The organism is Cryobacterium sp. Y62 (genome assembly GCF_002929785.1).
Lineage (GTDB): Bacteria > Actinomycetota > Actinomycetes > Actinomycetales > Microbacteriaceae > Cryobacterium.
The window spans coordinates 27,208-48,083 of record NZ_PJJK01000098.1 but is presented as its reverse complement, the minus strand read 5'-3'; the positions used below and the strand labels follow the sequence as shown (position 1 = coordinate 48,083).

Here is a 20,876-nt window from a genome sequence, read left to right as displayed (position 1 = left end):
CGGGTCGACGTCTGGTCGCGGTCGATGAGACCTGCCTGGACCTGCCTGCGACGCCTCCGCCCATTTCAGGTAGACAACGCAGGCTTGCGTGCAGTGAATCGCAGCACTCGACCGCCGAAGGAGTACCTCAGCCCGACAGCATCGAGTCTGACTTGTCCGAGGACAGGTTCGAAGGCCCCGCGTTCGATGAGGCGATGCGGGGAGCGATCGGCGAGGTGCAGCCACGAAGCTGCTCGGGAGGCAGTGAGGTCATAACCGGTGAAAATACCGCCGGGCCGGAGCACGCGCGCGACCTCTGCGATTGCCTTCTCCCAGTCGACAACGTGGTGCAGCATCAGGAAACTTACAACGAAATCAAAAGTTTCGTCATCGAGGGGAAGCTGTGTGACGTCGGCTTGGCGCGCAGCCACGTGCGGATACTCTGCAAGACGTTTCCGTGCGGCGCCAACCATCACGGGGTCGTAGTCGATCATCGTCAGGCGCAACGACGCATTTGCCCGCGCCAACTCGGCGGCCGTCGCGCCATTACCCCCTCCGATCTCAAGAACGTCACCGGTAAGCGAAACACCCTGTATCGCCCACCGGACGACTCGACGCGCCGCAAGACGCCATGGTGCACTGCGGCAGAATGCACCTTCAAGAGCAGACATTGTCGGCATGACCACCAGCCTCCCTGACACACACTATTGCACCTTTACGTCCTGGTCGAAGTTATCAAATGCCTTCATGACGCCCCAACCGCAGTTCACTCCACAGCTGTGGGCTCCTCGGTCAAAGACGCAATTCAGCGATAGCACAGCCGCTCCGGATTCCTCAGAGATAAGGACGCCGATCACCCTAGGCAAACCTGTGGATTGGGGATTAATCAACACGACTCAGGCCGGTGGTTCCGACAGCAGCATGCGTCCGGATGTAACCCATGCGTCCATACCGCCGTCGAGTTCGACGACGTCCTTGTAGCCGAGGTGATCGGTCATTTCCTCGTTCAGCGCGGTCTCGAGAAATGTTTTCGTGAACTGGCCCAGCAGCCCATTCGGCCCGTCCAGGGCCAGGCCCTGCTCCTGAGCCAGGCACACCCATTCCTTCGCGGCCACCGCCTCACGGCTGGGCTCAGATTTCATTTTCTTCGTCACAGCATCAAGTGTCGTCATCACGGCATCTTTCCCGCCAGACCCACGTTCAGCGCGTCAGGCCGGAAACACCGTTTAAGAGACAGTCCCCGCGAGCACGTTGAGTGTGGCTTCTCTCGTAGTGTCTGGGCTGATCTGCCCGATCGGTCATGTCTCGCCGTGTGGTGTAATTCATCGTCACGGTGCGGATCAGCTGACTTGAATACGCATCATCCATTCGAACTCGCCAAAGATAAGCGGGCTACGTCGGATGTAATTGAGCCAAACTCTCTGCCCTAAAATGCCAATATCGCGGATCGGGCTACATTCCCTACCTGTGGAAGGTGACGTTGAAACCTCACTGTATTTCTCGTCACAGAGATGTTTCCCCACTAAGCGATAGCCCGAGGGTGGCCCTAGCTTCGCGGATCATTTGGTGGGTGAAGCCCCATTCGTTGTCGTACCAGGCCATGATCTTGATCAGGGTGCCGTCCACCACCTGCGTCAGGTCGAGGTTCACCACGGACGCGCGTGAATCACCGATGATGTCGGAGGAGACCATCGGGTCCGCCGAAACGCCCAGGATACCCTGGTACCTGGGCGTTTTCGCCTCCTCGGTGAACACGGCGTTGATCTCCTCTGCGCTGGTCGGGCGGGAGGTGACAATGACAATGTCGGCAATGGAACCAACCTCGATCGGAGCGCGGATCGCAATCCCGTCAAAGAGCCCGGTCAGCTCCGGCAATGCCCGGATTGTCGCCTGCGCAGCACCAGTCGGCGCGGGTACCAAGTTCGCGCCACCTGCGCGGCCACGTCGGAAATTGTTGTTCGGCGAGTCGACCAAGCGCTGGGTCGCGGTGTGAGCATGAATTGTGGTCATGATCGCACGCTCCATCCCCAGCCGCCTTGTCGCGATCTCGATGACCGGTGTGATGCAGTTCGTCGTGCAACTAGCGCACGAGATGATCTGCGGATGCCCGTCCGGCCGGTTCACCCCGTGCACCACCGTCGGGACGGAGTCGGACTTCGTCGGGGCAGACAAGATGACGAACGACGCGCCCGCCTGAATATGTTTGGCCAGGTCATCCGCCTGGGTGAAAGCACCAGTACATTCAAACACTAGGTCGACTGCGAGTTCCTGCCATGGCAGCGCCGCTGGGTCTCGTTCGGCAAGGACCACCACCCGGTGGCCGTCGATGACCAGCGCATCAGCCTCCACAACAATCTGACGGTGGTACCGGGCGTAGACCGTGTCGTATCGCAGCAGGTAGGCAAGATTCTCAATTGATGCCACATCGTTGACCGCAACAAGTTCCAAATCCTCCGACTCGAGCACAATTTTCAATGCCGCCCGCCCGATTCGACCCAACCCATTGATCGCAACTTTCGGCATCTGAAATCCCCTGTTTCTACTCATCGGTATTCCACTCGCCGGTTTCCACGACAAGATAGGCACCCTTTCATGCTGCCCCCCTCCATCAGCTGCCGTCAACAAGCGGAAGCACATTGCCGGGATCACTTGTCGGTAGCATGTACCGGATGTCTAATGGGGTCATGCAGCCTCGAGGCTGCATGTGCTCATTCTCGGTGGCGGTTACGTCGGCCCCTACACCGCGGGAGGGTTGCGGAAACACCTGTTCTCGATACCAATAACGATCACCCTGGTTGCGCCCAATGCGTACATGGCGCTACTTCCAGAAATGGCAAGTGGTGAAGTTGAACCGCGCAATGTGACCGTACAACTGCGCTGCGCGCGGCGTAAGGTCGAGCCTGCATTACGACCGTTTTCTGGACTGCAACCGTTTACACAAGCTGGACTGCGGCTCGAAAACAACAGCCTTAATTTCCCTCGACGGGGAGATCCGCGTCATGCATGACGAACATGTGGTCGTCGCATTGGGTGCAATTACGCGCACCTTTCCCACACCGGGCCTAGAGGAGAACGCGGTCGATTTCAAGACGATCGAGGAGACGCTGTACCTTCGCAACCGGATACTGGACAGCATTGCCCGTGCCGCCTCGGCCGATGACCCGGTCGAACGAACGAAGACACTAACCTTCGTCTTCATCGGCGGCGGATACACCCGGGTTGAGGCCATCACCCGACGAAGTATTGTCGCAACCGCAACCGTGACCGTGACCGTGACCGTGACCGTGACAGTGACCGTGACCGTGACCGTGACCGTGACCGTGACAGTGACCGTGACAGTGACAGTGACCGTCGAGCGCGATGCGGCCCGGACCGACGCCGGGCGGGAGAGTGCGCGCGGTGATCAGCGCGTCGCCGACCCGCGCCTGACTCAACAACAGCAGCTCACCCGGCCACGAACACATCAACTTCCTCGGCCGATACCAATTCAGCATGCCCGAGCTACCGCCCAATCAACTCCGCCCGCTGCGCGATCCGAACAGCCAGGACTGAACGACCGAACCCTTAGCGGACGTTTTCGATCCATTACTACTCAGACCCCCTTCGGGAGCCTCCGCGACGATCGAATCGTGCGGACACTATCCGTGGGTTGAATGGCCAGCAGCATGCCGGCACATCATCGATTTGTTCCTCGATCAGGCGGACAAATCCGCTTAGTCTCCGCGGGTTCTTGTCCCGCACAGGGTTCTCCTATCAGGATTCGTAAATGTCGCGACGATGTCCGAGCCGGAGGACCAGCACTACCAATTGCGCGTCGTGAATTTCGTAGCTGATGCGGTAGTCGCCGGTGCGCACCCGCCACTCACCGGAGCCATCGACGAGTTGAATTGCTTTAGGCGGACGTGGATCCTGGGCCAGAAGATCGATCACTGCTTGGATCCTCCGGCGAACCGGCGGATCACATTTATGCAGCTGCCGCTGTGCGCCCGGTGCGATCCGGACGGAGTAAGTCATGCGAGGCCGAGGTCTTCCTTTACCTGGTCCCACGGAGTCGGTTCAATTTGCGTGTGGCGCATCTCCTCACGGGACTCCTCCGCGGCACGAATGTCGGCCATGTCTTCGGCCAATTCGATGAGGCGCTCCAGGTCATCGGCGTCGACGACGGCCGCCACTCGACGACCTCGGTGCGAAAGGAAAACACGCTCGTGCTCAGAACGAACCTGGTCGATGATTGATGCGAGTTGTTCACGTGCCTCAGAGACCGTGACGGGGATTGTGGTCGACATAACTCAACCGTCCAATCCTGGCATGAGATGTACAAGTAACGAGCATCCCACCAGGGGTTGGACATTGGAATGGTGACAGTGCAATTCCGTGCTCGTCCTTCCGGCATCATTAAGCCCGGGCAAATGAAGAACTCCGGAGCTGCCAAGACGAAGTATCGGCGTTTCCAAATCGTGGCCCGAGCAACAAGAACCGGCTGTCATCACGGGCTTGCATTTCAACTCATGGCTCGGGCTGATCTTCTTTGCTCCAAGACTCGTCGCTGACCTGAATCGTGGCGTGAAATTGATCAGAGGCGAATGCGACGGTTGATGACGTTTTCGGCGCTCTCGCGCATGGTTTGATTGCGTGCGCGGGCATCAGCTCGTAACCTCTTGAAGGCTTCGTCCATATCGACGGTGCTGAGCTGAGCGATGACCCCCTTGGCCTGTTCAATCACAATGCGGCTGTTGAGGGCACGTTGTAGCTGTTCGTTGACGATGGCGTCTTCGCGTACGGTGCGTTCCTGCAAAATACTGATCGTCGCCACGTCAGCCATGGCCTGGCCGATGGCGGCATCTTCGGGTGTGACATCGCCGGTTTCGATACGGAACAGATTGAGAGCGCCGATTGCCCGGTCACGCACTCGCATAGGAATGGCATGCACCGAGCGGAAGCCCTGGGACAGCGCGGCGGCTTTGAATTCGGGGTAGGTATCGCCGGAAGCGGCGATGTCGCCCATGGTGACGACCTTGCCGGTGAGGTAACAATCGACACATGGCCCGGCTCCGGCCTGCTGTTGCAAAACTTCGACGAGATAACTTTCCTCGCTCGTCGAGGCGACGACCTGCAGCTCGCCACTCGGATCCGCCAGCAAGAGGCCGGCAGCGGAGGCGTCGAGCAACTCAACACATTCCTCGACGAGGGTGTGCAGTACGTCGAGAACGTCATATGCGCCCACCAGAGTGTCCGTCAACTTCACGAAGGCGGCGCTCACCATCGAGGCACGAGTCTGACTGACCATGGGTTGATTCTATGACCTTTCCAGCTTATTGCTCAGTATCCGGAGTGAATTGCAGCCGCCTGGCAATGACATCACCGGCGATGCTGCGAACGGTCTTACCGTGCGCAAACGCGTGTCCGCGGAGGAGGAGCAGCGCATCCGTTGGCGTGACATTCATCTGTACTATTACCATGCCGGTAGCCTGGTGAATTTCTCGTCTCGACAGGGGAGAAGCCTCAGTGATCGTCGCTGAAGCTGTGGCTTCCTTATCTCGAAGCAGCCGATCTAACAGGTTCCAGGCCGTTTGATCGGCCAGGACGAGTGCCTTCGCCCGGTCGGTTAGATCGAGCGCTCCAGAGGTGGTGCTGTAGAGCTCCACGATGCCCACATCGAGCGCGCCGAGGATAAGCGGAAAGACATAGAGCGCCTCCACCTCGGTATCCAAGAGTGCCGAGAAAAAGACCGGCCAAAGCGGATGCGCTCCCTCGCGCACCCGAGGTTCGAGCACGGGACTGCGCGTGCGCGCCGCTTCCCATCGGGGACCTTCGCCCAAATCGAACTGGAGCTCGTCGAGGCGAGCGGCCAGCCCATCGGTGGCGCAGACGACCGTTTCGGGAACAGCCCCGCCAAACACCGAAACCGCGGCACCGGTTACGGGCAACGCATCGACAAAGGTGGCGCACAGGGGCACGTCTTCGACGCCACCTTCTGAGCTGAACCATTCAGGCACGATCGACCGGCCTCCAGACCTAGGGCGATAGCTTGCTAGTTTTAAGGATACGTACTCTCGGATGCGGCAACAAGGACAGCGGATGGGCAATTGACCAGCTCGCAGCATCCGCTCTTTTGCCGTGATCTGTCAACCGCAATGCAGCCAGTAGAAGCTCTGCGCCCCCAGGGTGAGCGTGAGTAAGCCCTCCTCATTGAAGCTCGGAAAGACGGATCCACCGAACAGGTCGTACAACCGCGTTCCGGCCATGTCGACGTCGTCGATCGTAAATGCGACCGGGTTGTGCGAGAAACTGAACACACACATCACGGTTTCGGGCTGGTCGCCGAACATTGAACCGGAACCGGCGTAGCTGCGCGTGAACACCAATACCGATTCATGGTTGGTTTTAAGCACGCGGATGGTGCCGAGGCCGAAGGTTTGGTGGGCTTTTCGCACGTGAATCACATTGCGAATCCAGTGCAGCAACGAACCCGATTGGGCCAGGTGTGACTCCACGTTGGTTTGGGTGAAGTTGTAGACGAGGGATTGCACAATGGGCAGAAATAGCTTGCCCGGATCGGCATCCGAAAAACCGGCATTACGGTCGGGGGTCCACTGCATCGGTGTGCGTGAGCTGTCCCGGTCGGGCAGCCAAATATTGTCGCCCATGCCGATCTCATCGCCGTAGTAAAGAAACGGACTGCCGGGAAGGGCAAACAGCAGGGCATAGGCCAGTTCCAGCTCGGCCCTCGAATTGTCAAGCAGCGGAGCGAGCCGTCTGCGGATGCCGATATTGGCGCGCATCCGCGGGTCGTAGGCGTACCAGCCATACATAGCCTGCCGATATTCCTCGCTGACCATCTCGAGGGTGAGCTCGTCGTGGTTGCGCAGGAATACGCCCCAGCCCGCCCCCTCGGGAATGTCGGTCGTTTCGGAGAGCACCCGCACCAGCTCATTGGCCTGCTGGGAACGCAACGAGTAGAAGATGCGTGGCATCACCGGAAAGTCGAAGGCCATGTGGCACTCCGGTTCTTCCTCGGTGCCGAAGAAGGCGGCGACCTCTCGGGGCCACTGGTTGGCCTCGGCGATCATGACCCGCCCCGGGTAATCGCGGTCGACCATGGCCCGCAGGCGCTTGACGAACTCGTGCGTCGGTGGCTCGCCCTCGCCGTTGCCCTCTTCAGACTCGAACAGGTAGGGGATCGCGTCGAGCCGAAAGCCGTCTACGCCAAGGTCGAGCCAGAAACGAATGACGTCGAAGATCGCCTCCTGCACGGCCGGGAGCTCGAAGTTCAGGTCGGGCTGGTGCGAGAAGAACCGGTGAAAGAAGAACTGGCGACGCACCGGGTCGAAGGCCCAGTTCGATTCCTCAGTGTCGGTGAAGATGATGCGAATGTTGGGGTAGCGCTCGTCAGTGTCGCTCCAGACATAAAAGTCACCGTAGGGTCCGTCCGGGTCTTCGCGGGATTGCTGAAACCATTCGTGCTGGTCCGAGGTGTGGTTGAGCGGAAAGTCGATCACGATGCGCATGTTACGTTCGTGCGCCTTGGTGACGAGATCCTTGAATTCCTCGAGGGTACCGAATTCCGGCAAAATTGTGCGGTAGTCGGCCACGTCGTAGCCGCCGTCTTTCAGCGGAGAGTTGAAGAACGGCGGAATCCACAGGGCGTCGATTCCGAGCCACTGCAGGTAGTCGAGCTTCGATACCAGCCCGGCGAGATCACCGGATCCATCGGCGTTGCTGTCTACGAAGGAGCGAACCATCACCTCGTAGAAGACGGCGCGGCGATACCACAGCGGATCGAGTGCCAAACCGGGTAACTGAATGGGGGCGGTGAAACTCACGGTTGTCCTTCCGTCCCGGCAAAGGGCTCTATCTCGATCCGCGTCGTGGTTCGAGTCTAGAACGGCCGACCCAGTGCAGGTCCAGCTTCACGCAAGTCTCCCGCCTAAACTAGGGCCGGTGAACGTTTCTTCTCCCTACGACAAAGTCTTGGCTGACCTGACGGTGCGCGAGCTCACGGCATCCGTTCGCGGCGCCAACGGGCGAAGCAGCACCACCCGGTACTGGGAATACGGTGACCCCGCTGCCGCTACCACGCTCGTGCTGGTGCACGGGTTTCGGGGCGATCACCACGGATTGCAACTGGTCGTGGCCGAGTTGCTCGGTGCCGGTAAATCCTCCAGCGCCGTCGAAACGGATGCCGCAGCTCCCGCCCTGCGCATCATCGCACCGGACCTGCCCGGATTCGGCCGGTCGGAGCCGCTCCCCGACGGGGACCATTCCCTGGCCGGATACGCCCGCTGGCTGCATGAATTTCTCACTGAACTGGCCTCTACGGGGCGTCTGGTCGTGCTTGGGCACTCCTTCGGGTCGATCGTGGTCGCCGCGGCTGTCGCCGAGGGGCTGGCCGCCGCCGACGTCGTTCTGGTCAACCCGATCGCCGCTCCGGCATTGTCCGGACCACGCGGAATTCTCACCCGGCTGGCCATCTTCTATTACTGGGCCGCCGCATCCCTTCCGGAGCGGTGGGGCTACGCACTGCTGCAGAACCGAGCTATCGTGCGCGTCATGAGCGTGAGCATGGCGAAAACGCGGGACCCGGCGGTGCGCCGCTGGATCCACAATCAGCACGATCGATACTTCAGTGCCTTCGCCTCCCGGAAGGTGGTCATGGCGGCGTTCACCGCCTCGGTCAGCCATGACGTGAGCGAATTCGCGGCACGCATTCCGCAGCCGACGTTGCTGATCGCGGCCGACCGCGACGACATCACGCCGCTCGCGGCGCAACTTCGGCTGCGGAGCTTGTTTCCGAATGCGACCCTGCGCGTCATCGACAACGTGGGCCACCTTATCCACTATGAAACGCCAAAACCGGCGGCCACCTACATTCGTGAATTTCTTGCCGAGGAGCGACCGGAGTGAGAATCGTGGTCGACTGCCGGTACATCCGGCTGGATCAGCACGACGGCATCAGCCGGTACACCGCTGGCCTGGTGACCGAACTCGGCCGGCTGCATCCGCTTACCATGCTGATCAGCGACCATCGGCAATTGGCGATGCTGCCGGCCTTGCCGTGGCAGCTCGTGCGGGCACCGACCAGTTTACTTGAACCGCTGATCGCATTGTCGGTCAACCGGTTGAAGCCTGATGTGGTGTTCAGTCCAATGCAAACCATGGGCTCGTGGAGACGCAAGTATCGGCTGTTTCTGACCGTGCACGACCTCATTTATTACCATAACCGCACACCACCGCATGATCTGCCCGCGTTTATCCGGCTGCTCTGGCGGGCTTACCATCTTTCCTGGTGGCCACAACGGATGCTGCTCAACGGTGCCGACGGCGTCGTTACCGTGTCCGAAACCACCCGAGCGCTGATCACAGAGCACCGGCTCACCCGGCGACCGGTCACTGTGGTGGCCAACGCTGCCGATCCTGTTATGGGGACGTTGCGTCATCGCAGCATTCCGGAGACCACCCGGCTCGTCTATATGGGCTCGTTTATGCCGTACAAGAACCTCGATACCCTGGTTCTGGCCATGGCCGACCTGCCGGAATACGAGCTGCACCTGCTCAGCCGGGTGTCTCAGGCCGATCGTTCCCGACTGGGGCGACGTGCCCCGCAGGCGCGCTTGGTCTTTCACGACGGGGTCAGCGATGATGAATACCACCGGCTGTTGCGATCGGCGACCGCGCTGGTGACCGCCTCGCTCGATGAGGGCTTCGGAATTCCCCTGGTCGAAGCGATGAGCCTTGGAATTCCCGTCGTGGCCAGTGACATTCCCATTTTTCGGGAGATCGGCGGCTCGGCGGCCTTGTATTTCGACCCGCGCAATGCGGAAAGCATTGCCACGGCAGTTCGAAGCCTGGCAGAACCGGGGGAGTGGGCGGCCCGGTCCGCTCGGTCGGTGGAGCAGGCCGCCCGCTTTACCTGGGCCAAGTCGGCACGCACGCTGCTCGAGGTGCTGGAGGAGCGTTCGGCGTAATCAAAGCGCAGCACTTTCGCGGTGCACGGGAGTTGCGCCCAACTTCGGCGCACTGGCGTAGATCCCGCGCGACGCGTTGTGCTCGGCCGGCTCGTAGGGTGATCCGGTCGGGGTCAGAGCACCGGAGACGAGCCTCGGTCGCCCGGCTCGCGCGTCGCCGCGTCGAAGTGGGTGAGCAGCAGCTGATCGTCCGCCCAGGAGAAGTCGTGCACGGACCCATTGGCGATGTACTCGCCGTGCCGGGGACGGTCGCCGTCCGTGAGGTGACGCAGCAGCGTTCCGATGATGCCGCCGTGACTCAATACGAGAACGGATTGGCCAGTACGCCCGACGGCAAGTGCTGATAATGCCCCGAGCACCCGGTCAATGACGTCGCGGCGGGTCTCGAGTCCAGGAACGGGGACACCGTCGGGAAAACGGTGTTGACGCTCGGCGAAAGTGAGGCCTTCGATGGCGCCGTGGTGACGTTCGGTCAGGGCGGGAACCACCTCGGGTTCCTCCAACCCGAGCTCCGCGGCAATAATTCTGGCCGATTCCGCGGCGCGCAACAGCGGGCTGGTCACGATGGCATCCCACCGCCTGCTCTGCAGACGCTCAGCGGCGGCGACGGCCTCGGCGCGCCCGGTAGCGTTGAGGGGAATGTCGGTGCTGCCTTGGATTCGCTGATGTAGATTCCAGTCGGTCTGGCCATGACGCACAATGGAGAACCTGGTCACGAATGATTGCCCCGATTCATCGGTCGGTGATTGCCTGGGCCGCGCACAAGCCCGATCAGCCCAGCAGCCGGTCGGCCAGTGCGGCGAGGGTTTCACTGGTTCCGGCCTCGAGCTTGTGCAGGGCTCGTCCGTCACCCTTGGTCGCCCCACGGTTTATGACGATGATCGGTAGCTTGCGGCGTCGCGCCTGTTCGACCAGACGGATGCCCGAATTCACCGCGAGCGACGACCCGGCAACGATCAGCGCGTCCGCCGCCTGAATCAAAGCGGATGCCTCCAAAAACGTTTCCGTCGGCACGAGTTCGCCGAAAAAGACCACCCTGGGCTTGAGCATGCCGCCGCAGACCGTGCAGTCCGGCACCACGAAGTCGTCGATGTTGCCCACGTCGGCATCGCCATCCGGAGCGATTCGGATGCTGTCCGAATCACGCAGAATCGGGTTGGCGGCCTCGAGCCGGGCAGCAATGCTGTCCCGGCCGAATGCCTGCCCGCAGGCCAGGCAGATGACCCGGTCGAGGGACCCGTGCAGCTCGACCACATGGCGCGATCCCGCTCGGGTGTGAAGTCCGTCGACGTTTTGGGTGATGACGCCGGCAATGGCGCCGGCGCTTTCCAGCTGTACGAGTGAGCGGTGTCCGAGGTTGGGTTCGGCCCGTCGAAACACGCTCCAGCCCACGTGGCTGCCGGCCCAATACCTTTTGCGGGATCGTTCGTCGACGACGAAGGTCTGAAAAGTCATCGGCGTGCGCTTCGGCGCGCCTTCCCCGCGATAGTCGGGAATCCCCGAATCGGTGCTGAGGCCGGCGCCGGTGAGCACTGCGGCACGCTTGCCGCGCAGGAGCGTGGCGACGGCATCCACTGCCCGCTCGGAATCGAGGGCCACCGCTGAGGCGAGTGCGGCGGCGGCGTCGGGACCATCGGTAGGCTCAAGCGCGTCCACCAGGACCGTGTCGCTGGGCACGACCGAATCGGCAGTCATCGGCGTTCCTTTCGGGCAGAGACGGACAGCAAAAAATACTGGTCTCTTGATTCTAAACTCGTCTGTTTTCCCGTTTGACTACCCACCTGTCAGGCTTGAGCCCAATACCCCTTCTGGAAAGGCACTTTTCCGTGCAAATCACCCGCATTACCGACCTGTCCAGCCCGGGTCTGGCCGACTATTCGCGTTTGACCGACGTCGCCCTGCGACGAGTGCTGGAACCGGCCGGCGGCCTCTATATCGCCGAGTCGCCCAAGGTCATTGCTCGTGCTCTCCGGGCCGGTCATCTTCCGCGTTCCCTGCTCATTCAGGAACAGTGGATGCTCGACGCCGAGCGTTTACTCGCCGATTGGCCCGAAGTACCGGTGTATGTCGGCGAGGCGAGCGTGCTGGAACAACTCACCGGCTACAACCTGCACCGCGGTGCCCTCGCCGCGATGCACCGGCCGGTGCTCGAGCCGGTCGAGGCGCTTCTCACCCATGCCCGCCGCATCGTGATCCTCGAAGACATCGTCGACCACACCAACGTCGGGGCCATCTTTCGCTCCGTAGCCGGGCTCGGCGCCGATGCCGTGCTGATCACCCCGCGTTGCGCCGACCCGCTCTACCGGCGCAGCGTGCGGGTGAGCATGGGCACGGTGTTGCAGGTGCCGTGGACCCGCCTCCCGGAATGGAGGGTGGCCACCCCGCTGCTTCACGCTGCCGGCTTTCACCTGACGGCGCTGGCACTGACCGACAACGCGATCTCCCTCGACGTGTTTGCCGAGGCGATGCCCGAACGGCTGGCGATCATCCTCGGTGCCGAGGGCGACGGGCTCAGCCGGCACGCACTCGAAGCTGCCGACACGGTCGTGACCATTCCGATGTTGCACGGCGTCGACTCGCTCAACGTCGCCTCCGCGAGCGCGGTCGCGCTATACGCGCTGCGTACGCGCGCGTGAGCGCGCCGACTCGCCGAGCGCGATGAAGAAGTTAGGCTGAGCGGATGTCTCCCTCCCGGCGTATCATCCTCCGACGGCGTAGACTCGCCGTCGCCAGCGTTCTGCTCGTGGTTTTGGGCGGCGTCGGCTATGTCGGCGCCACCAACCTCGCTCCGGTTCCAGAGAGCGCTGCCACGATCGTGCAGCCGGCATCGTTGACCCAGCCGGTCGCCGCACTGACTTGGCCGGCCTTTGGTAGCAGTGCGATCGGCGCGGTCGGTCTCCCCGGCGTGCTTGCTTCGAGCGGCGACCAGAACACGGTACCGATCGCAAGCATCACCAAGATGGTCACCGCCCTGGTGATTCTCGACGCGAAGCCGCTCGGCGTCGGTGAGGCCGGGCCCAATATCACCTTCACGGATGCTGACGTGGATATCTACTACGATGTGATCGCCGAGAACGGATCGGCGGCCCCCGTCGTTTCCGGCATGGTGCTCACTCAGCGTGAGGTCTTTGAGGCGATGCTGCTCCCGTCAGCCAATAACTATGCCGCCTCGCTCGCGGTCTGGGCCTACGGATCCGTCGATAATTATTTGGCGGCCGCCACCACCTGGCTAGCCGACAACGCCCTGACCCAGACCAGTGTCGCGGACACGAGCGGAATATCAACGGCCAGCGTAAGTACCCCAGCCGACCTCGTCGAGATCGGAAAGCTCGTCGTCGGCCACCCGTCCCTAGCCGAAATAGTCGCCCTGCCCTCGGCGGTGCTACCGGTCATTGGCACGATCACCAATACCAACAAACTGCTAGGCCGCGACGGCGTCGACGGCATCAAGACCGGTACAACGGATGTCGCGGGCGCCTGCCTGCTCTTTTCCACTGATTTCATCGTCGGCGACAACACGGTCACGCTCGTTGGAGTGGTGCTGGGTGGCGACACCCATTCCGAACTCAATTCGGCGATCAGCGCGCTGATCGAGAGTGTGCAGCCCGGTTTCCAGGACGTCGTACTAACCGAGGAAGGCGCCGTGTTCGGCAGTTACACGACTAAGTGGGGTGACGTGAGCGATATCGTCGCCGCGCGGGCGGTATCCGCTTTGGTCTGGTCAGACTCACCTATTTCAGGATCCGTGACGGCGACCGATTTGCAGCTGGGACGTGCCGGCGACGACGTCGGCGAGGTGTCGTTCACGATCGGAACGGGATCTCCGGTGACGGTGCCGCTCGAACTTCAGGACAGCGTCACCGATCCCGGCCCGGCCTGGCGCATGGGCCACCCGGGCGAACTCGCCGCCGGCTGACCCGCCCGGCTGACCCGCCCAGCTGCCCACCCGTGGCACGGTCCGGGCCCGGATAGAAAGACGGGTCAGACGCGCGGGAGCGTGGACGGGCCGGCTTCGGGGCGCTTGCGCAGTACGTGATCACCGGAGGACTGGTGGCGCACCCGACGCAGCACCCACGGCATCAGGTATTCTCTCGCCCAGGCGAAATCTTCGGTGCGGGCCTGCCGCCAGGTTGTTCCGGGCATCGGCTCCGGCTCGCTCGGCTCCAACGAGTTCTTCACATTGAGGGTCTGCAACACCATGCGCGCCACGGTGTGGTGTCCGAGCGCGTTGAGGTGTAGCCGGTCGGGCGCCCACATGCGCGAATCCTGAATTTCGGTGAGCACCACATGTCGGCCACGATGCAGTCGTACTTCGTCGCGATCGCCCGGATGTTCTCGTTGTAGATCGCGACCTTGCCGCGAATGCTGCGAAACACGGGAGAGAATCCCACGTCGGCTCCGGTGAACAGCACGACCGTCGCACCGTCCCGGCGGAGCCCGGAAATCACCTCATCGCAACGGGCCGCGATGAAGTCCGGATCGGTTCCGGGGCGAATGACGTCGTTGCCACCGGCCGAAATCGTGATCAGGTCCGGGCGTAGAGCCAGCGCCGGCTCGATTTGTTCGTCGGCGATCTGTCGGATGAGTTTGCCGCGCACGGCCAGGTTGGCATAGGCGAAATCATCGGTCCCTTCGCTCAATACCTCGGCGACCCGGTCAGCCCAGCCCCGGTGCCCACCGGGGCTCTGATCTTCCGGGTCACCGATACCCTCGGTGAACGAATCGCCGAGCGCGACGTAGCGCGACCATGGATGCTGTTGCTTCGTCATCAAACCATTCTCTCTGAACCCGGTGTCATTAGTGCAAACAGTGCCGTCGGTTACGAAGGTCGGTGGTCTTTGGTAGCTTTATGAGAAGTGAATACTCCATCGGTTTTCGGCCCAGCACAGGGAACGAGTGCAGCCGAACACCTGTCGCCGTCTTTCCCAGAACGCGCGGCCTGGGGTACAGCCGGCAAGCTACGCGCCTGGCAGGCCGAGGCGCTCGAGGCCTACTTCGTGCACGAGCCACGCGATTTCCTCGCCGCAGCCACACCGGGAGCCGGAAAGACCACTTTCGCCCTGCGCTTGGCCGCTGAACTGCGCTCTCGCCGCACGATCGACCGCATCACCGTTGTGGCGCCGACCGAGCATCTCAAGAACCAGTGGGCGGATGCTGCGGCGCGCGCCGGCATCCGTCTCGATCCCATGTTCAAGAACGCCGACCGTAGCTACGGCAGCCATTATCACGGCGTCGTCGTCACCTACGCCCAAGTGGCAGCCCGCGCTGCCCTGCACAAACAGCTCACCGAATCCAGCCGTACCTTGGTGATCCTCGATGAAATTCACCACGGGGGAGACGCCCTCAGCTGGGGCGACGCGATTCGCGAGGCCTTCGGCCCGGCCACCCGTCGTCTCTCACTCACCGGCACCCCGTTTCGCTCGGACACCTCGCCGATCCCGTTCGTCAGCTACCTGCCAGACAAGCACGGCATCCGCATGTCGCAGAGCGACTACGCCTATGGCTACGGCCGGGCCCTCGCCGACGGTGTGGTGCGCCCGGTCATGTTCATGGTCTACGCCGGACACATGAAATGGCGCACCCGGGCCGGCGACGAGATGGAAGCCAAACTCGGCGAGGGCAACACCAAGGACATCACCAGCCAAGCCTGGCGCACCGCGCTTGAGCCCAGCGGGCATTGGATTCCATCGGTACTGCGTGCCGCGAATTCCCGCCTGACCGAGGTACGGCACGGCATCCCGGATGCCGGTGGCCTCGTCATTGCGACCGACCAGACCACCGCACGCGCCTACGCCGTCATCCTCGAGGACATCTGCGGTGAACCGGTCACGATTGTGCTCTCCGACGAGAAAGAAGCCAGCGACCGGATCGACGAGTTCTCCAAGAACACCCGTCGGTGGATGGTCGCCGTGCGCATGGTGTCTGAGGGCGTCGACGTGCCGCGCCTTGCCGTCGGCGTCTACGCGACCAGCGCGGCCACACCGCTGTACTTCGCCCAGGCGATCGGACGATTCGTGCGGGCCCGTCGACGCGGTGAAACAGCATCCATTTTTCTGCCCAACGTTCCCGGGCTGCTCAGCCTGGCCAACACGCTCGAACTGGAACGCGACCACGCCCTCGACCGCAGCAACCGTGAAGACGGCGACGACGGCATGTATAACCCCGAAGATGCCATGGTCGCTGCGGCGAACAAGGAGGACAAGGCGTCAGACGACCTCGGCCTGGACGACTTCACCTGGCAGGCCCTCGACTCGCAGGCCACCTTCGACATGGTCATGTTCGACGGTGACGAATTCGGCGAGCTCGCTGAACCAGGCACCGATGAGGAATTCGACTTCATCGGAATCCCGGGCCTGCTCGAACCGGAACAGGTGTCGGAGCTGCTGCGGCAACGCCAATCCCGTCAGTCCAAACGGTCGACCGACAAGCGCAAGGACCCGGTGACGGGGGAGATCGCCCCGCTCGAACCGCCGCCCCTCTACCGCACACTCAAAGAACAGCGCACCCTATTGTCCAGCCTCGTGGGCATGTGGTCGAAGCTCGCCAACGAACCGCACGGCATGATCCACGCGGAGATGCGTCGGATCTGTGGCGGGCCCGCCGTCGCTCAGGCCAGCGTGACTCAGCTGCAGAGGCGCATCGACCTGCTGCGCCGCCGCCTCGGCCGCAGCTAGGCCGTCGCGACCGCTCCTATCGGTACCCGGGCGACCATCAGCGCGGTGAGGATGTCGTCCATGAGATCGTCGACGTGCTCGAGCCCGATCGACAGCCGCACGATGCCGGCCCCCGGCCGTGCATCAGCCGCCACAGGTCGGTGCGTGAGCGAGGCCGGATGCTGCACGAGCGAATCGACCCCGCCGAGCGACACCGCGTGGGTGATCAGTCGCAGAGCCTCGGTGAAGCGCACAGCCGCGGTAAAAGAGCCGAGATCGAGCGCGATTAGAGACCCGGCCCCGGCGCTCTGCCGGCCGATCAGTCCCTGCGGGTCCTGGCCGGGCAGCCCGGGATAGAGCACCTGGGTCAATGCCGGGTGGGCGCTGAGCCAGTCAGCGATCTCGCCAGCGCTAGCCTGCTGGGCGCGCACCCGAATCGGCAGGGTGCGCAGCCCGCGATGCAGCAGATACGCGTTGAACGGCTGCAGCAGGCCGCCGGTCAGCGCGCGCACCTGACGCAGCCGCACCATCCACTCGGCGGCGCCAGACACCGTGCCGCCCATGGCATCACCATGCCCGCCGAGAAACTTGGTCGCACTGTGCAGCACGAGCGTGGCGCCCGACTCGACCGGGCGCTGCAACACGGGCGTCGCGAAGGTGTTGTCCACCAGCACGGGAACCGTCCCGGCAGCATCCGCCACCGCCTGGATGTCGGTCAATTCGAGCGTCGGGTTAGCCGGTGATTCTAGAATTACCAGGCCGGTGTTTGAGCGGATGGCCGCACCAACGCCGGCCAGGTCGGTGAAGGTGACCGTCGTGCCGAGCAGCCCGCTCGCGAGAACATGATCGGTTCCACCGTACACGGGACGCAGCGCCACAATGTGTGGCTTGCCGGCCGTGACTGTGGCGATCAGGGTCGCGGTCAGGGCCGCCATTCCGGTGGCGAAGGCAACGGTGCCCTCGGTCCGTTCCAGGGCAGACAGTGCGTTCTCAAACCGGGCGACGCCCGGCTGCCACAATCGCTGGTAGACCGCGGAATCGCTGGGTCCCGGCGTGCCGCCGGTGGCGAGATTTTCGTATGAATCCCCGCCAGACTCCACTCCGCGTAGCGGGTTCGTGGTCGACAAATCAATCCCCGGAACGTGGGTACCAGCCTCGGTAAGACCATCCATTCCGGCGTGCACGGCAACTGTTTCGATATGTGACAGCGGTGGCAACATGAGCCATACAGAAACAGGTTCTGCCCCTGAACACAAGTGACTTTGCAGACCCTTGCAAATCACTGAGCCGAATCGCATAAACTTGCTAGAAATAAGGGAGTCTGTTGATGGAATCGAAGAAGCCGGAACTCGACCGGGTCGACCGTGCACTACTGCGCGCGCTGTCGATCAACGCTAGAGCTTCGGGAGCGGCGCTCGCGAGCGAAATCGGAGTCGCCGAGTCCACCGTATCCCTGCGCCTGCGTCGGCTGCAGCAGCTGGGCCACATTCGCGGGTATCGGGCCAATATCGACCTGGCCGCGCTCGGGGCCAGCCTGCAGGCGCTCATCTCGGTGCGGCTGGCCAAGCATGCCCGGGTGCAGATCGATGACTTTCGCAACGCCGCCCCGCACTGGCCCGGCGTGATCGGGCTATTCCACACCGCTGGTGCCGACGATTACCTGCTGCACGTGGCCGCAGCGGATGCCTCGCACCTGCGCGACTTTGTGCTCGAGCATCTTGCGGAGCATCCGGCCGTCGCCCACACCGAGACCAACCTGATCTTTGAGTACGTCGACGGTGATGGCTGGCAGGACCTGGTCAAATAGGGCAATTCACCGGAACGGTTAAAGCGAGAACGCCCCCCGCCAAAGCGGGGAGCGTTCTTCGCAAGCTCTATTTAGAGGGCGCGGATGTTCTCGGCCTGAGGACCCTTGGGGCCCTGGGTTACCTCGAACTCGACCTTCTGGTTCTCATCGAGGGACTTGTAGCCATTCGACGCGATCGCGGAGTAGTGCGCGAAAACATCGGCGCTTCCGTCGTCGGGTGCGATAAAGCCGAAGCCCTTTTCAGCGTTGAACCATTTCACGGTACCTGTTGCCATTTGTAAAACTCCTCCAGGAGTGTTAGACCGGCCCCGACTGTCGGGACCGTTCGTCGCGGTATTCGTCGTCCGCTTCCGAAAGGAATGTGGCGCACTAACTATGATCCAGATGAATCACAATCAGTGCGTTTAAGACGTGCAAGCACTACAACTTCGAATCCAACACTAGCCCACAAGTCTGGATGGTTTCGGAATTCAGCGTATTTTTTACCGGATAGCGTGTCATTTGCTGTGGAAAAGGGGTGAACTGCGGGTCTACCACTGGGAATGACTGCGATTGCGAGATCACCGAAAACGACGAGCAAACCGTCATTGCGCTGTCACAAAGTCGATCAGGTGTTCCACCCGGCCAAGAATTTGCGGCTCCAGGTCGGCAAAAGTGCCCACCTGGCCGAGGATACGCTGCCACGCCCGGGCGATATCGGCCTGCTCCTCGTGTGGCCAGCCGAGCGCCGCGCAGATTCCGTGCTTCCACTCGATGCTCCGCGTTATCTCGGGCCACGCGGCGAGGCCAACGCGAGCCGGTTTCACCGACTGCCAGACGTCGACAAAGGGATGCCCCACCACCAGCACGTTCGCCGCAAACGGGCCGCGCGCCACGGCCTTGGCAATGCGACTCTCCTTGGACCCCGGCACGAGGTGGTCAACGAGCACGCCGACCCGGCGTTCAGGGCCAGGCCGGAACTCGCGCAGAATCTCATCCAGGTTGTCTACGCCCTCGATGTACTCGACGATGACGCCCTCGATACGCAGGTCGGCACCCCAGACTTTCTCGACGAGTTCGGCGTCGTGCCGGCCCTCGACGAAGATCCGGCTAGCCCGCGCGACGCGCGCCGGGGCATTCGGAACCGCGGTTGAGCCCGAAGCGGTGCGCACCCGGCCGAGGGCTGCCGCCATGGTCGGAGCTATCAGCGTGACCGGTTTGCCGTCGATGAGAAACCCGGAGCCGAGCGGAAACAAGCGCAGCTTGCCGTGCCGGTCCTCCAGCGTGACGATCTTCTTCTCGACCCCAATGATTGCGCCGCAGAACCCGGTTGCGATCTCTTCCACCACGAGGTCCCTGGTCGCTTCCTGGATGGGGATAATGATGCGACCGGCCTCGCGCCAGCCGGGGGAGAGTACGTCTTCGCTATATCGATCGTCCATTGCACCGACGCTAGTCGATTGTCGTCTCGTGCACTCCGCGCCGTGCTCGGGCGGGCCGCGGTATTCTGGAGACATGTGTGGTCGATTCATCATTACCGATACGGCGCCCGATCTGGCCGCCATGTTCGACGTCGAGCATGAGGGGGAGAACCTGCCGGAGCCGTCCTGGAATATTCGGCCCACGGAGCAGATTCCCATCGTGCTCGAGTCAGCGCGCACCGATCCGGCCGTGCGCCGGCTGGAATCGGCGCGCTGGTCCCTGATTCCGTCCTTTGCCACCGAGCCCACCTCGAAGTTTCCAACCTTCAATGCGCGGGCCGAGACCGCCGCCGAGAAACCGACCTTTAAAACGTCGGTGCGTTCCCGTCGGGCCCTCGTGCCGGCTACCGGTTACTTCGAGTGGCACACCGACGGAACCACGAAGAAGCCGTTTTTCATCCACTCGGATGACGGTCTGCCGCTCGCCTTCGCTGGCTTGTACTCCTGGTGGAAGAATCCGGCGGCTGCCGACGACGATCCCGCGCGGTGGGTGCTGTCAGCCGCAATCTTGACGACGGAGGCCCTGGGCCCGCTCACGCAGATTCACGACCGCACCCCGGTTCCCCTGCCTGAGGAGTGGTGGGATCAGTGGCTGGATCCGGTTACGGACGCCGACCAGACGCTCGTCGATGCTGCTGTGGCCGCATCCCGTGAGGTCGTGGAATCACTCAACTTTTACGAGGTCGCTCCGGTGGTCGGGAACGGACCCGAGCTGATCGAGCCGCTCGACGCGATCGCCGGCGATTTCCTGTAATTCCGACCGGCCCCAGCCGGTACGCTCGAATAAGTACGTTCAAACCAGTTGCTGGGCGAAAACACCGGGCACTGCCGTGAAAGGGTTTCCTATGAACATTGTCGCCTTCATCGTCGCGTTCGCGATCTTCGTCCTCGGCCTCTGGTTGTTCGGTCTGGCGTTCTCCGTCACGTCGCTGATGGGACTGACCTTCGTGGCCGGAATTCTTTGCGTATCCCTCTCCATGGCAATCCCCTTCCACCTGCTGCGCGACTAGCG

At 62.4% G+C, this 20,876-nt stretch carries 22 protein-coding genes and 1 pseudogene; 9 read left to right on the top strand and 14 right to left on the bottom strand.

All coding sequences use genetic code 11. The annotated features are described in order from the left end of the window. Positions 1 to 65: 65 nt before the first annotated feature. From CXY71_RS07390 to CXY71_RS07380, 3 genes are all read right to left on the bottom strand, one after another. Positions 66 to 650, bottom strand: coding sequence for a class I SAM-dependent methyltransferase (locus CXY71_RS07390; protein ID WP_233204539.1), 585 nt, complete (start codon positions 648 to 650; stop codon positions 66 to 68). Between the two features lie 225 nt (positions 651 to 875). Continuing rightward, positions 876 to 1,151, bottom strand: coding sequence for a hypothetical protein (locus CXY71_RS07385; protein WP_199184245.1), 276 nt, complete (start codon positions 1,149 to 1,151; stop codon positions 876 to 878). Between the two features lie 331 nt (positions 1,152 to 1,482). After that, positions 1,483 to 2,628 carry a type I glyceraldehyde-3-phosphate dehydrogenase gene (locus CXY71_RS07380; protein ID WP_199184244.1) on the bottom strand — a complete coding sequence of 382 codons (1,146 nt, stop codon included), beginning with the start codon at positions 2,626 to 2,628 and terminating at the stop codon, positions 1,483 to 1,485. Positions 2,629 to 2,978: 350 nt separating this feature from the next. On the opposite strand from CXY71_RS07380, the gene CXY71_RS20635 reads away from it, so the two are divergent. Next, positions 2,979 to 3,632: an FAD-dependent oxidoreductase gene (locus CXY71_RS20635; protein WP_233204538.1), complete on the top strand. Its 654-nt coding sequence runs from the start codon at positions 2,979 to 2,981 to the stop codon at positions 3,630 to 3,632. Positions 3,633 to 3,732: 100 nt separating this feature from the next. Here CXY71_RS20635 and CXY71_RS07370 read toward each other — a convergent pair whose 3' ends face one another. From CXY71_RS07370 to treS, 5 genes are all read right to left on the bottom strand, one after another. After that, positions 3,733 to 3,993, bottom strand: coding sequence for a type II toxin-antitoxin system RelE/ParE family toxin (locus CXY71_RS07370; protein WP_104135001.1), 261 nt, complete (start codon positions 3,991 to 3,993; stop codon positions 3,733 to 3,735). After that, on the bottom strand, positions 3,990 to 4,265 hold the full coding sequence (locus tag CXY71_RS07365) for a type II toxin-antitoxin system Phd/YefM family antitoxin (RefSeq protein WP_104135000.1): 276 nt from the start codon (positions 4,263 to 4,265) through the stop codon (positions 3,990 to 3,992). Before CXY71_RS07365 ends, CXY71_RS07370 begins: the two co-directional genes overlap by 4 nt. 287 nt (positions 4,266 to 4,552) lie before the next feature. Then, positions 4,553 to 5,266: a GAF and ANTAR domain-containing protein gene (locus CXY71_RS07360; protein WP_104134999.1), complete on the bottom strand. Its 714-nt coding sequence runs from the start codon at positions 5,264 to 5,266 to the stop codon at positions 4,553 to 4,555. A gap of 25 nt (positions 5,267 to 5,291) precedes the next feature. Then, positions 5,292 to 5,975 (bottom strand): GAF and ANTAR domain-containing protein, encoded by a 684-nt coding sequence (locus CXY71_RS07355; protein ID WP_199184243.1) that lies wholly within the window; start codon positions 5,973 to 5,975, stop codon positions 5,292 to 5,294. Between the two features lie 129 nt (positions 5,976 to 6,104). Next, a complete protein-coding gene (gene treS / locus CXY71_RS07350; RefSeq protein WP_104134998.1) occupies positions 6,105 to 7,802 on the bottom strand; it encodes a maltose alpha-D-glucosyltransferase in 1,698 nt (565 codons plus the stop codon). A gap of 157 nt (positions 7,803 to 7,959) precedes the next feature. Here treS and CXY71_RS07345 point away from each other — a divergent pair, with 157 nt between their 5' ends. Beyond that, the gene (locus CXY71_RS07345) at positions 7,960 to 8,883 is read left to right on the top strand and encodes an alpha/beta fold hydrolase (protein WP_233198385.1); all 924 of its coding nucleotides are present in this window, start codon (positions 7,960 to 7,962) and stop codon (positions 8,881 to 8,883) included. Then, a complete protein-coding gene (locus CXY71_RS07340; protein ID WP_104134997.1) occupies positions 8,880 to 9,944 on the top strand; it encodes a glycosyltransferase family 1 protein in 1,065 nt (354 codons plus the stop codon). Before CXY71_RS07345 ends, CXY71_RS07340 begins: the two co-directional genes overlap by 4 nt. A gap of 113 nt (positions 9,945 to 10,057) precedes the next feature. Here CXY71_RS07340 and CXY71_RS07335 read toward each other — a convergent pair whose 3' ends face one another. Further along, entirely contained in the window at positions 10,058 to 10,660 is a 603-nt protein-coding gene (locus tag CXY71_RS07335) for a histidine phosphatase family protein (protein ID WP_158253011.1), read from the bottom strand. Between the two features lie 55 nt (positions 10,661 to 10,715). Next, the gene (locus CXY71_RS07330) at positions 10,716 to 11,639 is read right to left on the bottom strand and encodes a Sir2 family NAD-dependent protein deacetylase (RefSeq protein WP_104134995.1); all 924 of its coding nucleotides are present in this window, start codon (positions 11,637 to 11,639) and stop codon (positions 10,716 to 10,718) included. 131 nt (positions 11,640 to 11,770) lie between these two features. Here CXY71_RS07330 and CXY71_RS07325 point away from each other — a divergent pair, with 131 nt between their 5' ends. Beyond that, the gene (locus tag CXY71_RS07325) at positions 11,771 to 12,580 is read left to right on the top strand and encodes an RNA methyltransferase (protein ID WP_104134994.1); all 810 of its coding nucleotides are present in this window, start codon (positions 11,771 to 11,773) and stop codon (positions 12,578 to 12,580) included. 44 nt (positions 12,581 to 12,624) lie between these two features. Next, a complete protein-coding gene (locus tag CXY71_RS07320) occupies positions 12,625 to 13,860 on the top strand; it encodes a D-alanyl-D-alanine carboxypeptidase family protein (RefSeq protein WP_104134993.1) in 1,236 nt (411 codons plus the stop codon). A gap of 65 nt (positions 13,861 to 13,925) precedes the next feature. On the opposite strand, the pseudogene CXY71_RS07315 reads toward CXY71_RS07320, so the two are convergent. Beyond that, positions 13,926 to 14,713 (bottom strand): annotated as a pseudogene (locus tag CXY71_RS07315) (SGNH/GDSL hydrolase family protein). Between the two features lie 87 nt (positions 14,714 to 14,800). On the opposite strand from CXY71_RS07315, the gene CXY71_RS07310 reads away from it, so the two are divergent. Next, the gene (locus CXY71_RS07310; RefSeq protein ID WP_104134992.1) at positions 14,801 to 16,618 is read left to right on the top strand and encodes a DEAD/DEAH box helicase; all 1,818 of its coding nucleotides are present in this window, start codon (positions 14,801 to 14,803) and stop codon (positions 16,616 to 16,618) included. On the opposite strand, the gene CXY71_RS07305 is transcribed toward CXY71_RS07310, so the two are convergent. Beyond that, the gene (locus tag CXY71_RS07305) at positions 16,615 to 17,817 is read right to left on the bottom strand and encodes a PLP-dependent aspartate aminotransferase family protein (protein ID WP_104134991.1); all 1,203 of its coding nucleotides are present in this window, start codon (positions 17,815 to 17,817) and stop codon (positions 16,615 to 16,617) included. The genes CXY71_RS07310 and CXY71_RS07305 overlap by 4 nt on opposite strands. A 107-nt stretch (positions 17,818 to 17,924) precedes the next feature. Between CXY71_RS07305 and CXY71_RS07300 the strand changes: the two genes are divergently transcribed. Next, positions 17,925 to 18,404, top strand: coding sequence for an Lrp/AsnC family transcriptional regulator (locus CXY71_RS07300; protein WP_233204537.1), 480 nt, complete (start codon positions 17,925 to 17,927; stop codon positions 18,402 to 18,404). Between the two features lie 71 nt (positions 18,405 to 18,475). Here CXY71_RS07300 and CXY71_RS07295 read toward each other — a convergent pair whose 3' ends face one another. Further along, positions 18,476 to 18,679, bottom strand: a complete 204-nt coding sequence (locus CXY71_RS07295) for a cold-shock protein (RefSeq protein ID WP_035840308.1) — start codon at positions 18,677 to 18,679, stop codon at positions 18,476 to 18,478. Between the two features lie 309 nt (positions 18,680 to 18,988). Further along, the gene (locus CXY71_RS07290) at positions 18,989 to 19,825 is read right to left on the bottom strand and encodes a DUF3097 domain-containing protein (RefSeq protein ID WP_104134989.1); all 837 of its coding nucleotides are present in this window, start codon (positions 19,823 to 19,825) and stop codon (positions 18,989 to 18,991) included. 73 nt (positions 19,826 to 19,898) lie between these two features. Here CXY71_RS07290 and CXY71_RS07285 point away from each other — a divergent pair, with 73 nt between their 5' ends. Next, positions 19,899 to 20,618: an SOS response-associated peptidase gene (locus CXY71_RS07285; protein ID WP_104134988.1), complete on the top strand. Its 720-nt coding sequence runs from the start codon at positions 19,899 to 19,901 to the stop codon at positions 20,616 to 20,618. 91 nt (positions 20,619 to 20,709) lie between these two features. After that, complete coding sequence (locus tag CXY71_RS21440) at positions 20,710 to 20,874, top strand: hypothetical protein (protein WP_199184242.1); 165 nt, start codon at positions 20,710 to 20,712, stop codon at positions 20,872 to 20,874. Positions 20,875 to 20,876: the final 2 nt, after the last annotated feature.

Coding starts and splice junctions, on each gene's coding strand:
- CXY71_RS21440 (WP_199184242.1), top strand. CDS start 20,710: ATGAACATTGTCGCCTTCATCGTCGCGTTCGCGATCTTCGTCCTCGGC.
- CXY71_RS07365 (WP_104135000.1), bottom strand. CDS start 4,265: ATGTCGACCACAATCCCCGTCACGGTCTCTGAGGCACGTGAACAACTC.
- CXY71_RS07390 (WP_233204539.1), bottom strand. CDS start 650: ATGTCTGCTCTTGAAGGTGCATTCTGCCGCAGTGCACCATGGCGTCTT.
- CXY71_RS07385 (WP_199184245.1), bottom strand. CDS start 1,151: ATGACGACACTTGATGCTGTGACGAAGAAAATGAAATCTGAGCCCAGC.
- CXY71_RS07305 (WP_104134991.1), bottom strand. CDS start 17,817: ATGTTGCCACCGCTGTCACATATCGAAACAGTTGCCGTGCACGCCGGA.
- CXY71_RS07330 (WP_104134995.1), bottom strand. CDS start 11,639: ATGACTGCCGATTCGGTCGTGCCCAGCGACACGGTCCTGGTGGACGCG.
- CXY71_RS07300 (WP_233204537.1), top strand. CDS start 17,925: ATGGAATCGAAGAAGCCGGAACTCGACCGGGTCGACCGTGCACTACTG.
- CXY71_RS07295 (WP_035840308.1), bottom strand. CDS start 18,679: ATGGCAACAGGTACCGTGAAATGGTTCAACGCTGAAAAGGGCTTCGGC.
- CXY71_RS20635 (WP_233204538.1), top strand. CDS start 2,979: ATGCATGACGAACATGTGGTCGTCGCATTGGGTGCAATTACGCGCACC.
- CXY71_RS07360 (WP_104134999.1), bottom strand. CDS start 5,266: ATGGTCAGTCAGACTCGTGCCTCGATGGTGAGCGCCGCCTTCGTGAAG.
- CXY71_RS07290 (WP_104134989.1), bottom strand. CDS start 19,825: ATGGACGATCGATATAGCGAAGACGTACTCTCCCCCGGCTGGCGCGAG.
- CXY71_RS07370 (WP_104135001.1), bottom strand. CDS start 3,993: ATGACTTACTCCGTCCGGATCGCACCGGGCGCACAGCGGCAGCTGCAT.
- CXY71_RS07285 (WP_104134988.1), top strand. CDS start 19,899: ATGTGTGGTCGATTCATCATTACCGATACGGCGCCCGATCTGGCCGCC.
- CXY71_RS07320 (WP_104134993.1), top strand. CDS start 12,625: ATGTCTCCCTCCCGGCGTATCATCCTCCGACGGCGTAGACTCGCCGTC.